Origin of the sequence: Herbivorax alkaliphila, from assembly GCF_030848475.1 — a bacterium.
GTDB lineage: Bacteria > Bacillota > Clostridia > Acetivibrionales > Acetivibrionaceae > Herbivorax.
Map to the genome: position 1 here is coordinate 39,691 of NZ_JAVDDS010000027.1, position 15,924 is coordinate 55,614.

The window sequence follows — 15,924 nt, forward strand, 5'->3', positions numbered from 1 at the left end:
TAGAAAATTTTAATTAACAAATATTTACTACTCTAAGGAAGAGAATCAATCATCTCTAAAAGGTATCTTCCTAAAATAATGGCATCTGTTGTGTCCACTACGCCATCACGGTTTACATCGGCAGCTTCATAGTCAACATTATCTACAGGTACTTCAAGAATTATTCTGCTTAATAATATGTAATCAGTAGAATCAACTATTCCATCACCATTAATATCACCATAAAGTATTTCAGGCTCAGGCGTAGGATCAGGGTCAGGCTCTGGAGTAGAGTCAGGATCAGGTTCTGGAGTAGGATCAGGATCAGGATCTGAAGGGATAGGATCAGAGTCTAAACCAAAATGCTCTCCACGAGAAACTCCATTACTACCAAGAGGTACTCTTTGGTCAAGTCCAACAAATCTACCTTGATCATCCTGCCATAGTACATCTTTTAGCACTTCATATTTATCTTCTTCCCATGTTGACCAGTCATTCATTAAAAGACCACCGGTATCACCAGAGTTAGGATTTATACACCAAAAAGTATGGTGAAGTCGATGCTCTTTAATATAATCTGCAAACATAGTCATCCATCTTTCATTGTCACCACCATCCATATGGCCTCCCCATTCACCAATTAAAACTGGTGCTATTCCTTCACGATAAACAAATGCCCATGTATCATACATGTAATCTTCTTTTATGGTTTCCATAGTGAAACCCTCATAAAACCAAGGCTGATCCCAAACTGAAGGACCATACTCATGTGGTGTGTATACCATTTGGCTATTTAAATCTCCCAAATCAATAGGATAATCCCTGACACCTCTAAGGTTTCCACCCCACCATGCAGGATGATATGGAGAATCATCTCCTGTAGCACCAAAAACATCAGGATCTTCAAATGTATAGCCTAGCTCAGTTTTAGGATATTGCTCAATACCTGCAATCATTACCAATATATTTGGATTTACATCTAAGATAGCTTTTGAACAAAGTTCAGCAGCGTGTTTCCAGTTGTTTTCAAGCGTAGAGTCATCCCATATTGCCATATCATCAGGTATAGGATCGTCATAACCACGTTTACCATGTGGCTCATTTTGGATATCTAATGCAAGCATTGTATCATCATTTTTATATTTTTCAGCTAACCAAACCAATGTGTCAATCCACATTTCTGTTGTAATCATACCTGCGGTATCAGTTTCTGTTCCATACCATAGGTTATAAACGTGACCAGAATTATCTGCATGTGGACTGTGAACAGCAGGCATAACTTTTATTCCTAGCTCTTTACAGTAACCCATTATAATGTCAAAAATTTCCATGCTGTTTTTTACATCATCTGTTTCTGGACAATAAAAATCAGGATTACACACATGATATGGAGGGTTATTACTTGCAGTTACACTTGAAACTGGATTTGGTTCTCCAATCATCCAACTGTAAAGAAGTTCTGTGGAAACTGGTATTCTTAAAAAGTTTATACCCCTGTCTGCTATATCGCTTAGGATATCATAAACGTCATACCAAGCTCCATGAAAAACATTTTCACTACAGTTAAAACCAAACCAGTTAGCACCAGTTAGCCAAACCTCATTTCCATGCATGTCATAAATCTTGTTGCCTTCAACATGTAACCAATCTTCATTCCAGTGGTCAGCATTATTTGCGTCTGCATTAATAAAGCTTACCGATGAAAAGGTAAAAAGAACGGCCAATATTACGGACAAGGCAAGTCCTCTAACTAATTTTTTCATATTTATACTTCCCCCTTAAAAATATATATAATTCACGCATATTTTATGCTTGAATCATTACATAGTCCTATACTATAATTTTATAGAAAAATATAGTTTAAATCAAGTTAAAACACACAAATATAATAATAAAAATTTTTTTTAGCGAGAAGATTTAATATCCTTATCAAAAAGCATGTAGTACTGTAAGTTCCTGTATTCGCTTATTATATCCAATTCATTCTCATCCAAATCTTCAGTGAAAGTGCCATCACCAAGTTGGTAAAACCTGCTGGTCATCACTGGGAAATCATCTCTAAGTTCTCTTAAATAGTTAAAATAATTTGGGGTATTTAAACCTATATAATCAAAAAGTTCTACAGGAAGATAGTGAGTGCTTATATAAGGAGCTTCTCCAATAACAGGGGTTTTGCCTTGTTCAGTTAATAAATCTTTTGCTGAAGTATTGCTCCAAATAAAATAAGGTGTTTCATAAGTGTTTAAATATGACTCTAAATCACCTGAAGTTCCAATACTATAGTCCATAGCTTTAAAACCAGAGAAATTTTCACCTAGAAGAGGAAGGTGATCTGAAAAATACAGCAAAACAACAGGTTCGTCTATTTGTTCTAATTGTTGAACCAGGTAATCTAGTGCTTTGTCGCAACTCATAAGTCCATTGGTAAAGTTATTTATTAGGTGATAGTATTCGTTGTCTACACTACCTCTTTTAATAATTTCAGGATTGCCCATATCATAATTTGGATATGGCCCATGATTTTCAATTGTTACGGTAAAATTAAAATATGGACTGTCTGGATAATTGTCTAGATGACTATAAAAATCATCCATCAAAAAATCGAATGCATCCATATCAGAAACGTAATAAGTAGTGGCACGATCAATGTTTTCCATATCATCAATAAAAAATGTGTTTTGAAAACCTAAATAGTCGTACACATTAAATCTGTTATAAAACCAAGGGAATCCAGGATGGAACCCTGTCGTTTTATAGCCTTTTTCTTCTAGTATCCATGGGAGTGCATAGGTATTTCTGCGAATAAAATTAATATATGGATTTGCAAAATCATTTAATGTACTTCGTGTATGTCCTGTAAGTAGTGAGAATTCAGTATCTGCAGTACCACCCCCAAAAACATTGGTAACAATTGTACCACTATAGGATTGGTCAATAATTCTATTAAAGTTTTCCAGTGGATCGTAACCACTGTTAAATTCAATTGCAGATACTTTATCTATATCCCAAAAGGCTTCACTCATTATACCAATAATATGAGGAAGCTCAATGTCATCGTCATCAGTTATATCATATTGTGAAAGTATATTTTCACAGTCTACAGCAGAGTAACCTTCAGGCACTGGTAAATTAAAAGTATGAGTTTTAATTAAAAAGGAGTAAATAAATCCCCTAGAATTCACCACATCTACCTGTGAGTATTGGGAGCCATATATCTCGAATTTATTGTAAAATGAGGTGCTGCTGTAACTTGTAAAGTACAAAAGAACAGAGAAAAGAACTGTCAATAAAATTCCAGAGCCTCTAAACAATAAATTCATTTTTTTTGATTTCACATATAAAAACAAAAACAATGAAAAAAGAACAAATACTGCTAGTAAAACATACAGATTACGATCAAATGGTAGTTGGGATAAATTAATAACTTTTGTTGATTCGTTGCCAAGATATATATCAGCTGGTACAAAAGGTTCGTGTCGAAGACGTATTTTAAATCGATTTATAAAGTGAAATATTAAAAAGGGAGTTCCTCCAAAAAAGAAAGAAGCCCAAAGTCTTGAAGATATAAAAAAAACAAACAGCATAAATAGAGTTATGGGTAATGTGTTCATAATTAATAAAATGGGTGACTTTACAAATCTCCAGACAATTTCTAAAGAAAAAACAGATGAAATTTGTACTCCCACAATCGATAAAATAAAAGAAAAAGCCACTATTAATAAAATATTCAAATAATGCTTGTTTATGTATAGTCTTTTCATTTTGTATCTCCTCTTCAATTATATAATTTTTCTAAAAAAGTTTGAGATTATTTATATCTATAAATAATCTTGCCCATTGAAGTTTATCAAAATACATATAAAATTTCAAGATATAACAAAAGACTAGGTGTATATATTAAAGGTGAAAAACAATGTTTTTCATTCACTTAAATAACATGTGCTCTAAAAGGCTAACTCTATTGCTTGAAAACAAAAAAGGTGTTATTATACTAGTATTCGCGAAAAGCATGCAAAAAAGCGAGTGTTTTTTGCATACTTTTATGGTCAGAGTTTTATTACCTAAAGGTTAAAAGGTACGTATATATGGAGGTTGAAGTTAGTATGAGAAAAACAAAAATAATTTGTACATTAGGACCGGCAGTAGAAAGTGAAGATACATTAAAAAAATTAATGTTAAAAGGAATGGATGTTGCCCGTCTGAATTTTTCACATGGAAATCATGAAGAACACAGAGAAAGAGTGGAATGTTTTAAAAAATTAAGAAAAGAATTAGATCTTCCGATCTCTCTTCTTCTTGACACTAAAGGTCCTGAAATCAGGCTTGGTAATTTTGAATCAGAAGAAGTATACCTAAAGGATGGAAATCAGTTTATACTGGTTAACAAAAATGTAATGGGAAATGAAAAAAGTGCATCTGTATCTTATAAGGAGTTATACAAAGATGTAAGACATGGAAGTAGCATATTGATAGATGATGGGCTTGTTGAATTGGCAGTTGAAAAAGTAGAGGATAAAGATATCTACTGCAAAATAATCAATGGAGGCAAAGTTGGAAATCACAAAGGAGTAAATGTACCAGGAATAGAGGTTCATCTTCCTTCTCTTACCAAAAAGGATATTGAGGATATAAAATTTGCAGTTGATAATGAATTTGACTTTATAGCAGCGTCTTTTATTAGAAAGGCATCTGATGTTATAGAAATAAGAAAGATTCTTGAAAAATATAATGGTCAGGATATAAATGTAATTTCAAAGATTGAAAATAGAGAAGCTATTGAAAATTCAGATGAAATAATAAAAGTTTCAGACGGGATTATGGTTGCACGTGGAGATTTAGGTGTGGAGATTCCTGTTGAAGAAGTACCTATAGTTCAAAAAATGCTTATTGAAAAATGTTATAGGAACGGGAAACCGGTTATTACTGCTACTCAAATGTTAGACTCAATGATTCGAAATCCACGTCCTACAAGGGCTGAGACAAGTGATATTGCAAATGCCATTTACGATGGTACAAGTGCAATTATGTTATCAGGAGAAACAGCTGCAGGCAAATACCCTGTTGAGACACTTGAAATGATGTCTAAAATAGCAGAAAAGGCAGAAATGTCTATTAATTATTGGGTAAAGTTTTCAAAAATGAAGTATGATATGAGTTCAAGTGTTACAAATGCTATCAGTCACGCAACTTGCACAACGGCTCAGGATTTAAAGGCCTCTGCTATTATAACAGTTACACATTCAGGGCGGACAGCAAGGATGATTTCAAGGTTTAGACCACAATGTCCTATAATAGCAACTACGGTATCTCCAAGAGTAAGAAGACAGCTTTCCCTGTCATGGGGAGTTGTACCATATTTAGTGCCAGAAGCTACTTGTACTGATGAGGTGTTTGATAAAGGAGTAGAAAAAGCTTTAGAATCAAAACTTGTTGAAAATGGTGATTTAGTTGTTATAACTGCTGGAGTGCCAATTGGGGTAAGTGGTACAACTAATATATTAAGAGTACATATTGTTGGAAAAGTGTTAGTTCAGGGTACCGGTATAGGAACAAAGTCAGTTACCAGCGAAATATGTGTTGCAAGAACAATTGAAGAGGCAAAAGAGTGTTTTGTAGATGGAGATATTTTGGTTGTTCCATATACAAACAATGAAATTATGGATATAATTAGAAATGCTTCTGCATTAGTTGTTGAAGAAGGAGGATTATCTTCTCATGCCGTCACAGTGGGCATGGCTCTGGAAATACCTGTAATTATAGGAACTGATAATGCTACAAAAATACTGAAAGATGGATCTGTAGTAACGGTCGATCCTGAAAGGGGAATAGTATACTATGGAGCTACTAAAATGCCAGAAAAATAATTGTTTTTCTAGAAATTTAAATCTAACTTCCAATTTCTAACCTCTAAAAAAAGTGGCGTTAGCCACTTTTTTTACTTGTATGGATCTATTGTTTGAATGGTTCCATCGTCATTGTATTTTATTTCTGTATACTTTACGCAACGTCTATTGTCAGCACCGTCAGACAAAGAGCAGTCGTGATAAAATAAATACCACTTATCTTTAAATTTAACAATAGAATGGTGGGTAGTCCATCCTTTAACAGGGTTAAGTATTCTGCCCTTATATACAAATGGGCCTGTAGGACTTTTGCTTACAGCGTATACAATATAATGAGTGGTACCTGTAGAATATGAAAGATAATAATATCCCTTATATTTGTGAACCCATGGACCTTCAAAAAATCTTCTTTCTTCATCGCCTGCAAGTATCGGCTTGCCATCTTCATCAACAATGGATATTTCCTGAGGTTTATCTTTAAAGGTAAGCATATCATCGCTTAGTTCAGCCACGATAGGACCTAGGGCAGGTTCATCTTCAGCTGGACCTTCTGCATCAGAATCATATTTGCCAGTTTGCCATTTTTCCAATTGTCCACCCCAAAGTCCACCGAAGTATATATATGCTTTATCATCGTCATCTACCAAAACGGCAGGATCTATGCTAAAACTTCCTGGAATATAATTCTCTTGTGCCTTGAATGGACCTGCTGGAGATGAACCTGTTGCTACTCCTAATCTAAAAATTCCATCCTTGTCCTTTGCGGGAAAATAAAAATAATAAGTATTATTTTTAAAGGCAGCATCAGGTGCCCACATTTGCTGTTTTACCCAAGGAACGTTTTTAAGATGAAGTACTTCTCCGCAATCTACACAAGGAGAATCCATACTGTCCATTGATAGAACATGATAATCTTCCATATTATACTGATCTCCAGTATCGTTTGATTCTCTTACCTGATCAAGGTCATGAGATGGATAAATGTATATCTTATCTTCAAATACGTGAGCAGAAGGATCTGCTGTATAAATATGAGTAACTAGAGGTTGATTTGGTTTACTGGAATTTGCCATAAAGTTATTCTCCTTTACAAGTTAAATTTTATTAAATAAAATGTACAATTACTATTATAACAATGTGCATTAAAGAATCAAGGTATATATTAGGGGATTTATAAAATCCTGTGCTGGAAATTATCAAGGGGAATCCCCTTGATAAACCCTAGTTGTATTAATCCGGAAACTGAACATTTCCAGGAACAATATAAGCTTCTTCAGTAGCGTTATCAAATTCAGGTATACTATCAATTACGTCTGTTATAACATATCCTCTTATGTCTGTAATTCTTATTTTCGGAGTAGTGGAGTCTATGTTTTCATATAAAAAGTGATTGTAGGGCATCTTTTGCATATTATGCCATTGGTTATCTTGATATATTTCCATTTTTAAAACAGGGTATTTGTGATTTCTAACCTGAACTGCAAGCCAGCATGGAGAACTGCCTTCTTTTATTCTGTATAAAACATTTTCAGTAATAGGGGCAGCAACAATTTTCCATTCAATATCAATTATGCCATCTTCCATATCTCCAATTTTAGCAAAAGATGTTGGATTAAGATCTAATGCTCCAGGTCCTCCTTCAGGGTATAAATCGTTTACATATACGACGGTGCTTCCCTTTTCACCTGTTACTTCAAGGTATGCTCCAGCTAATGACGCATCAACGTCAAAACTATTATAGTCATAGGGATTTAAGGCTGTTATTTCCATATCTGAGGGGATTGGATCTAGTAAAGAGGCTCCTCCTGTGTAACCTGAACCAGTAAAGGTTGCATAGCTTGAATGAACTTTATCCCAATCAGGATACGCTCCAGTATTAATAGGTTCTGGTGAAGGTGTTTGAGAAATTACCTCTTTGGGAAATTGGTCAATTACATTGAGAATATACCTGACTAAAACCACATAGTCACTGCTGTCTATTATTCCATCTCCATTTGTGTCTGCAACCCACAGTTTATTTTCAGCAGGTAAGCTGTCGGTTATCTCTAGTAAATATCTTTTAAGAATTGTTGCATCTGTACTGTCAACTTCACCATCTCCATTAATATCTCCAATTAAACCCTGTTCATCTCCATTGACAGCAAAACTAAATGTTTGAATAAGAAAAACAATTAATAATAGACAAAAACCCTTTTTCATACAAATACCCCCATAATATTATTTTGAAAATTTCTATTCTATACTTTTAATTCTATACTCTTCTTAATAGTAATTCGTAATTTAAAAAAAATTTGTTACTATGTATAGAAAGTTTTGCTAACAGCCTCTAAAATTGCTCTACAATGTTTTTTCCGTATTTTCATTCACATAAATAACATAATACGATGAGTTTTTAATCTTTAAACAAAATACAAGTTATGAGATAATGTGTTATATGAAAAGAGTATAAAAAATATGAGGCAGGAGGGATTAATATGGTATTTGGAGAAACTATCCAATTAAATACTAAAGGTTATTCAGACATAAAAGATATAACTGGGGATGTTGAAAAAATTATTTCAAAATCAAAAATAAAAAATGGAATTGTGAATGTTTTTGCAATAGGATCTACTGCGTCTGTTACAACAATTGAGTACGAACCTGCACTTGTAGAAGATGTGAGGGAACATTTAAACAAACTTATTCCATCGGATATGAAAAGTCGTCATTCAGAAACTTGGGGAGATGATAATGGTTTTTCTCACATACGTGCTACACTTATGGGACCGGGAATTAATGTGCCTTTAGTAAGTTCAAAAATGTTGCTGGGGACATGGCAGCAAATAGTGGTTATTGACCATGATAATAATCCCCGGCAAAGAAAAATTTTTGTTCAAATTGTAGGTGAATAGATTAAAAAATTATTTTTTATTTGGCATAGTTATCTTTTAGTACATTTATTCTAAGCAGTTTTACTATGCCCCAAGCAATTATTCCATAAACCAGCATTGCGATTATAGATGCTGGTTCAAAAATTGATTGTACGGAAAGACCGTTGGTTGTAAAGGACTCAAATATACCTGAAAAAGGTGCGATAAAAATGTTGGTTATAGAATATAAAAATACAACAAAACCACTTTTGGGATTTGCCCCTAGCAGTTTGAATATGAAGCGAAATGCAATTAATATTTCTAAAACTCCAAGAGTGTAATATATTCCATGACGACTTTTTAAATACCATAGCGGCATTTGGCATTGTTTATTTTCAATTTCATTTTTAAATTTAAACTCATTGTTATTGTCCTCTTTTTGAAAGTTATTCATAACATTACTCCTATAATATTATTAATCTATATTATTATTATCAAAAATAATGTTGACTATAATTGATATTTATGGTAAGTTTGTTTTTGTAACATAATGTCGAAAAAAAAGATAAGGAGAGGATTGCAATGAAATCTACTGGAATTGTAAGAAAAGTTGACGAATTAGGAAGAGTTGTTTTACCGATTGAATTAAGGAGAAATTTAGACATTAATGAAAAAGATGCATTAGAAATTTTTGTGGATGACGATAAGGTTGTATTAAAAAAATATCAACCAGCAGACATTTTCACTGGAAGTATGGATGACTTAATTGATTATAAGGGGAAAAAAGTTTCCAAAGAAACTGTAATCGAGTTAGCAAAAGCTGCTGGATTAGAAGTAAAATAAATCTCAAAGAGATTTAGGAAGTGCCACACTTTAAGCTTTACATAATTTTGTGCTGGCACTTCCATTAATATTTTTTAGTGTATTTATAATTCAAAGGCTCCATCCTTTATAAGGTGGAGTTATTTTTGTAACCTCTTGTCACATTCGATTAACTAAGGTAAAATAGGCTAGTGGACATTAAAATATGTAGGAGTAATAATTGTGGATGTTATTGTTGTTTTTAATCAGGTTGCAACACTTTTTATTATATTATTTATTGGATTTATAGCGAAAAAGGTTGGTATTATTAATAAAGCTGTAAATAAGAAATTGTCAGAATTTTTATTGATGGTTACAGCTCCGATGCTGATTTTTACATCATTTTTTATGGAGTATGAAAAAGAAAAATTATTAAATGCTCTTTATGTTGTAGGACTGGCCATTGTTATGTTTGTGATATCAATTATTATTGCAGAAAAAATATTTTATACAAAGCAGCCAAAAGACAAAAGGGCGGTTATAAAATCTGCTATAGTGTTTTCAAATTGTGGATTTATGGGATTTCCACTTGTTGATAGCATATTTGGCCAAGAGGGAGTTTTTTACGCTTCCATGTATGTGGTTGTTTTTAATATAGTGCTTTGGACATACGGAGTTGTGATTTTTAGTGGTAGAGCAGATTTTAAAATAAAAAAAGCATTAATTAGTCCAGCGATGATAGCAGTATATTTAGGGATTCCAATATTTTTGCTTCAAATTAAAATGCCTTTTCCAATTGAAAATGCAGCACAGATGGTAGGAAGTATGACTACTCCTCTAGCGATGATAATAATAGGTTCTATCATTGCAGATGCAAATTTAAAAAATGCTTTATCAGGTATTCAAGTTTATACTTTAAGTATTATAAGATTAATTATTATGCCGATGATTGCATATTTTTTAGTTATGATAGTGGATATACCAAAGGCAGCATCTGATATATGTATTGTTGTGCTGGCAATGCCTGTGGCAGTAAATGCAGCAGTTTTTTCGGAAAAATTTGAAACTGAGCCTCTTTTTGCTTCTAAAGCAGTGACAGTATCGACACTACTGTCTATATTTACAATTCCTATAATATTGATGTTGTTATAAAAAAAGATTATCCAGATTCTTAAAGGAGGAGTTTTGTGACAGGAAACAGCATAAAGTTATCGCCGTTAATCAGTGATGGAATGGTGTTGCAGCGAAATACACCGGTTAAAATCTGGGGTAGTGCAGCAGCCAATAAAAATTTAGTCTTAGATTTTATAAATAAAAATTACAAGGTTAAATCTGACGAGAATGGATATTGGGAAGTAGTACTTAATAATTTATCAGCAGGTGGACCTTATACCATGATGATAACCTGTGAAAATCACAGAAAAGTGATAAGTGATATTTTAATAGGCGATGTGTGGATTCTGGGTGGACAGTCAAACATGGAACTTCCCATTTTAAGGACTCTGGATTTATATGAAGGTGAAGTTAAAAATGCAAAAAATTCAAATATTCGTCATTTTGTTGTTCCGCTCTCATATAACTTTCATAAACCTAAAGAAGACATAAGTGGAGGTAATTGGACTTCGGTAAATTCTGAAGATATCTATGAATTTAGTGCTGTAGGCTATTTTTTTGCTAAAGTTATTTATGAAAAATATAAAGTTCCCATTGGTTTAATTAGAACTGCAGTAGGTGGGACACCTGCAGAAGCATGGCTTAGTGAGAGAACTCTAACTCATAGATTTAAAAGATTTAAGGCTTCACTAAATAGGTGCAAAAATGATGAGTATGTAAAGAGTACAATAGAGACGGAAGAGTGCCGATGTGATAAATGGTACAGTAAAATGGATAAAAAAGATGCTGGATTTAATTCTTGGTTTAGTGAAAATTATGATGATAGTAGCTGGGATACCATTAATTTACCAAGAAGTTTTAGGGGTACTGACCTTGAGGAAATACGAGGTTCAATTTGGTTTCGAAAAGAAATAAATTTAAATAAACATTTTGCTAAAGAGGATGTAAAATTGATTCTTGGAACTTTAGTTGATGGAGATGAAACATATGTTAACGGTGTAAGGGTAGGGAGTACAGGCTATCGCTATCCTCCTAGGAGATATTCTTTTCCAGCTGAAATTTTAAAAGAGGGAAAGAATGTAATTACTGTAAGGCTTATTACTACAAATAACATTGGTTCATTTATTAAGGATATGCCATACAAATTAGTTTTAGGAGAGCATGAAATAGATTTAACCGGTACATGGAAATATTGTGTTGGTGCAAGAATGGAGGAGCTTAAAGAATTCACGTTTTTTCAATATAAACCTACTGGAGTATATAACAGTATAATTTATCCACTACGCAAATACAATATTAAAGGGGCATTGTGGTATCAGGGAGAATCTAATACAGGTTATCCCTACGACTATAAAGAAATTTTCAGGTCAGTTATAGAAGATTGGAGAAATACTTGGAGTTCAGGAGAATTTCCATTTTTGTTTGTTCAACTGGCAAATTATGAAGACCCAAATGACAGTAGTATGTGGGCATATTTGAGAGAACAGCAAAGAAGGTCTTTGGAAATACCTAATACAGGAATGGCAGTGTCAATTGACATAGGAGAATATAATGAACTGCATCCACAGAATAAAAAGGCTGTAGGTGAAAGACTAGCACTTTGGGCAATGAATAAAGCATACAGGGAAAATTTGATTTGCAGCGGTCCTATCTACAAATACAGTAAGAAGAATAATGATAAAATACAAATATTTTTCGATTATGTAGGCAGTGGACTTATTTCTAAAGGTTGTAAGTTGAAGGAATTCACTATAAGTGATAAGGATGGAAGATTTTTTAAAGCTGATGCTGTAATAGAAGGAGATACAGTTGTTGTTAGCAGTAAAGAAATTGATAATCCCGTACATGTTAGATATGCTTGGTCTAACAGCCCTGAGGAGGCTAATCTTTTTAACAGGGAAGGGTTGCCAGCATCACCTTTTACAACAGAGGAATTAGAGTGAAAAAATATTGCAAAAGATTAAAATTTGGAGTAGTATATAGTTAGTTAAGCTAACAAGTGAATATTTATTCAAAGGTTTTAACATAAATTAAAAGGGAAACAGGTGAAATTCCTGTACGGTCCCGCCGCTGTAAAAGGGAGGGTTCACAAATGCCACTGGCCTAAAGCTGGGAAGGCGTGAATCTTAGGAACTTGAGTCAGAAGACCTGCCTTTGAATAACACCAAAAACTCTACGGGCGATAGGGGGTGTCGTATGATGACTGCTTTTTATGTGTCAAAATATTTGTAATCCTCTTAATCTAATATGGTTAAGAGGATTACTTTTGCTAGAATATGTGATTTTAGAATTAGAAAAATAGAAATGGAGTGTTATTTATGTTTAAGATAAAAAAGTTACACATTTTTTTACTGGCTATTTTGTTAATATCATTTATAGGGTGTACAACTTCTGTCATTGAAAATGAGCAAACAGAAGTTCCAAGGAGTGCAGAAGACTTTCCAATGGAGATTGTAGATTCATATAATAGAACTGTTTTAATAGACAGTGAGCCTCAAAGAGTAATATCCATAGGGCCAAATATGACAGAAACAATATTTGGACTAGGTAAAGAGGACAAGCTAGTTGGCAGGTCAGATTTTTGTGATTTTCCAGAAGAAACAGAAAATATTGATACAGTAGGGTCAATACAGGAGCCTAGCATTGAAAAGATAGTTGAATTAAAGCCTGACATTGTAATAGTATCTACTCATTTTAACAAAGAAGTGATAGATAAAATAGAAAATACAGGTATAAAGATAGTTGCCTTTTATGGAGATGAGAGTTTTGAAGGAGTTTATTCTACTATAGAGAATGTTGGTAGAGTTTTAAATGCAAAGGAAGAGGCACAAATGGTGGTAGAAGAAATGCAAGAAAAGGTGGAGGATGTTTTAAAAAGAGTAGAGGGCAGACAGCGACCTACTGTATATTATGTTGTGTCTTATGGTGAAATGGGTGATTATACTGCAGGTGGAGACACATTTATAGGAAAGATGATCGAAATGGCTGGAGGAATAAATGCTGCAAAGGATGCTAAAGGCTGGGGATACAGTCTTGAAAAACTGATTGAAAGCAATCCTGACATACTTATTTGTTCAAAATATTATGACTCAAAAGAAGGGATAAAAAACAGTCATGGATATAAGGATTTAGATGCTGTAAAAAATGAAATGATTTTTGAAATAGACAATAATCTTCTTGACCGTCAGGGAGCAAGGCTGGCAGAGGGGTTAGTTGAGCTTGCGAAGATAATACATCCAGAGGCATTTTAAATAGAGGTTGAAAATGATATATACAAGAAGTAAAAAAATAATAATAATAGTTTTATTGTTGCTTATAATTGCTTTACTTTTTCTTATAGTTAGTTCAGCTACATTTGGTGCTGCAAATATATCTTTTATGAATTCATTAAAGATTTTGTTAAATGCATTAAAGACTGCGTTAGAAAAAATTCCCTTTTTAGAAATGTCTTTTTTGGAAAGAATGTTGGCTTTAGATGGAGTAGATGAAACACAGAGCTTTATTGTATTGAATTTAAGGCTACCTAGGATTATTCTTTCAGCATTGATAGGTGCAAGTCTTGCAGTTACAGGAGTGGTACTTCAAGGGATGTTTAAAAACCCAATGGCAGATCCATATGTTTTAGGAATATCCTCGGGAGCTTCTTTTGGTGCAGCAATAGCAATTGCAGTAGGACTTGACTATACCTTTAAGGGACTTGGGGCTATAACTATATTTGCATTTTTAGGAGCAGTAATTACTATTATGCTTGTGTATAATATTGCTAGAGAGGGCAATAAGGTGTCGCCAATAACGCTGATACTTGCAGGGATTTCAGTTAGTTTTATGTTATCATCTGTAGTATCTCTGATTATGGTATTTAATAGAAGTAAAGTTGAGCATATTGTTTTTTGGGTGATGGGCAGCATATCCTCTGCTAGCTGGAATCAGGTGTTGGTACTGCTGCCCATAATTATTATATGTATTGTTATCATAATAGCTTTCTCAAGAGATTTAAATGTAATATCGACAGGTGAAGAGACAGCTAAAAGTCTAGGTATAGAAGTAGAAAGGCTAAAAAAGATAATGATTGTGGTGTGTTCAATTCTTGTGGCATCCTGTGTTGCTGTAAGTGGAGTAATAGGATTTGTAGGGCTTATAATTCCTCATACCATAAGATTGTTGACAGGCTCTGACCATAGAATAATTATTCCATTTTCAGCAATTGGAGGTGCAGCTTTTATGGTAATTTGCGATACACTCGCAAGAAGTGTGGTACCACCAACAGAAATTCCTGTAGGAGCAATAACTTCAGTTGTTGGAGCACCATATTTTATTTATCTTTTAAGCAAAAATAAGAAGAAGGTGTATGGATAGATGGAAGAAAAAAGCATGATTAATATAAAAGGTTTGCATTGGTCTTATGGAAATGAAAAAGTATTAGATGATATAGATATTGATTTTTCTAAAAACAACATTTATGGAATAATAGGTCCAAATGGTTCAGGGAAAACAACGCTTTTAAAGAATATAACACGAAGTCTAATGCCGAAAAACAAAAGCATATATTTATTTGAAAAAGATATAATCGCTTTTTCAAACAGAGAACTGGCAAAAATCATTTCATATGTACCTCAAAATACCAGTTTAGAGTTTGAGTTTTCAGTAATGGATATTGTTTTGATGGGAAGAACACCTTATTTAAAAAGACTTCAGTCAGAGAGTTTTAATGATATTGAAATAGCAGAAAATTCAATGAAGATGACAAATACATGGAAATTAAGAAATAAAAACATAGGGAATATAAGTGGAGGAGAGAGACAGAGAGTAATTATTGCAAGGGCTTTATCACAACAGAGTGAAATTATGCTTTTAGATGAACCAGTTTCCCAGCTAGACATACACCATCAGGTTGAAATTTTAAACATATTAAAGAGTTTAAAGTTAGAAAAGAAAGTTACAGTTATTATGAGTCTTCATGACCTTAATCTAGCTTCACAGTACTGTGATAAGCTTATACTTATGGATGAAGGAAAAATAGTTAAAAAGGGCTTTCCAAAAGAGGTAATAAAAAGAGAGAATATTGAAAAAGTGTATGGGATAAAGGTTGATATAATAAAAAATCCAATAAATGAAAAGCCCCATATTATATTGTATTGAAGATATGTTTAAGTTTCTGAAATATTGTTCTTTACGTTTAATATGTACACCCTAAAGTAAATTAAAAGTAGTATTTAAATTGACAAGAAATTATTGTATAATTAAAGTAAATACAATTAATTTGAAAAACACAAAAATTAGCATTAGTAAATAGGTTTAAGTTGTAGTTTTCTTTTAAAAAGAAAAGCAAGACAATTAGT

General features: G+C 33.2%; 13 protein-coding genes and 1 riboswitch. Of the genes, 8 read left to right on the forward strand and 5 right to left on the reverse strand.

Going from position 1 to position 15,924, the window contains the following annotated elements:
* Positions 1–32 precede the first annotated feature (32 nt).
* Both RBH29_RS11065 and RBH29_RS11070 read right to left on the reverse strand, forming a co-directional pair.
* Positions 33–1,742 (reverse strand): cellulase family glycosylhydrolase, encoded by a 1,710-nt coding sequence (locus tag RBH29_RS11065; RefSeq protein ID WP_306696886.1) that lies wholly within the window; start codon positions 1,740–1,742, stop codon positions 33–35.
* Positions 1,743–1,883: 141 nt separating this feature from the next.
* On the reverse strand, positions 1,884–3,740 hold the full coding sequence (locus tag RBH29_RS11070; RefSeq protein ID WP_306696887.1) for an LTA synthase family protein: 1,857 nt from the start codon (positions 3,738–3,740) through the stop codon (positions 1,884–1,886).
* A 342-nt stretch (positions 3,741–4,082) separates the two neighbouring features.
* On the opposite strand from RBH29_RS11070, the gene pyk reads away from it, so the two are divergent.
* Positions 4,083–5,843, forward strand: a complete 1,761-nt coding sequence (pyk, locus tag RBH29_RS11075; RefSeq protein WP_306696888.1) for a pyruvate kinase — start codon at positions 4,083–4,085, stop codon at positions 5,841–5,843.
* 71 nt (positions 5,844–5,914) lie between these two features.
* Here pyk and RBH29_RS11080 read toward each other — a convergent pair whose 3' ends face one another.
* Both RBH29_RS11080 and RBH29_RS11085 read right to left on the reverse strand, forming a co-directional pair.
* Positions 5,915–6,895: a glycoside hydrolase family 43 protein gene (locus tag RBH29_RS11080; protein WP_306696889.1), complete on the reverse strand. Its 981-nt coding sequence runs from the start codon at positions 6,893–6,895 to the stop codon at positions 5,915–5,917.
* Positions 6,896–7,052: 157 nt separating this feature from the next.
* Positions 7,053–8,021 carry an expansin EXLX1 family cellulose-binding protein gene (locus RBH29_RS11085; protein WP_306696890.1) on the reverse strand — a complete coding sequence of 323 codons (969 nt, stop codon included), beginning with the start codon at positions 8,019–8,021 and terminating at the stop codon, positions 7,053–7,055.
* 275 nt (positions 8,022–8,296) lie between these two features.
* On the opposite strand from RBH29_RS11085, the gene RBH29_RS11090 reads away from it, so the two are divergent.
* Positions 8,297–8,713, forward strand: a complete 417-nt coding sequence (locus RBH29_RS11090) for a secondary thiamine-phosphate synthase enzyme YjbQ (protein WP_306696891.1) — start codon at positions 8,297–8,299, stop codon at positions 8,711–8,713.
* A gap of 16 nt (positions 8,714–8,729) precedes the next feature.
* Here RBH29_RS11090 and RBH29_RS11095 read toward each other — a convergent pair whose 3' ends face one another.
* Complete coding sequence (locus tag RBH29_RS11095; RefSeq protein ID WP_373463327.1) at positions 8,730–9,050, reverse strand: YggT family protein; 321 nt, start codon at positions 9,048–9,050, stop codon at positions 8,730–8,732.
* 203 nt (positions 9,051–9,253) lie between these two features.
* Between RBH29_RS11095 and RBH29_RS11100 the strand changes: the two genes are divergently transcribed.
* From RBH29_RS11100 to RBH29_RS11125, 6 genes are all read left to right on the forward strand, one after another.
* The gene (locus RBH29_RS11100; RefSeq protein WP_306696893.1) at positions 9,254–9,514 is read left to right on the forward strand and encodes an AbrB/MazE/SpoVT family DNA-binding domain-containing protein; all 261 of its coding nucleotides are present in this window, start codon (positions 9,254–9,256) and stop codon (positions 9,512–9,514) included.
* A gap of 201 nt (positions 9,515–9,715) precedes the next feature.
* The gene (locus tag RBH29_RS11105; protein WP_306696894.1) at positions 9,716–10,624 is read left to right on the forward strand and encodes an AEC family transporter; all 909 of its coding nucleotides are present in this window, start codon (positions 9,716–9,718) and stop codon (positions 10,622–10,624) included.
* A 35-nt stretch (positions 10,625–10,659) separates the two neighbouring features.
* The gene (locus RBH29_RS11110; RefSeq protein ID WP_306696895.1) at positions 10,660–12,528 is read left to right on the forward strand and encodes a sialate O-acetylesterase; all 1,869 of its coding nucleotides are present in this window, start codon (positions 10,660–10,662) and stop codon (positions 12,526–12,528) included.
* 55 nt (positions 12,529–12,583) lie between these two features.
* A riboswitch (cobalamin riboswitch) is annotated at positions 12,584–12,755 on the forward strand.
* Positions 12,756–12,903: 148 nt separating this feature from the next.
* Positions 12,904–13,836 (forward strand): ABC transporter substrate-binding protein, encoded by a 933-nt coding sequence (locus RBH29_RS11115; protein WP_306696896.1) that lies wholly within the window; start codon positions 12,904–12,906, stop codon positions 13,834–13,836.
* A 13-nt stretch (positions 13,837–13,849) separates the two neighbouring features.
* Entirely contained in the window at positions 13,850–14,941 is a 1,092-nt protein-coding gene (locus tag RBH29_RS11120) for a FecCD family ABC transporter permease (protein ID WP_306696897.1), read from the forward strand.
* Positions 14,942–15,724 (forward strand): ABC transporter ATP-binding protein, encoded by a 783-nt coding sequence (locus RBH29_RS11125; protein WP_306696898.1) that lies wholly within the window; start codon positions 14,942–14,944, stop codon positions 15,722–15,724.
* The last annotated feature ends 200 nt before the right edge of the window (positions 15,725–15,924 follow it).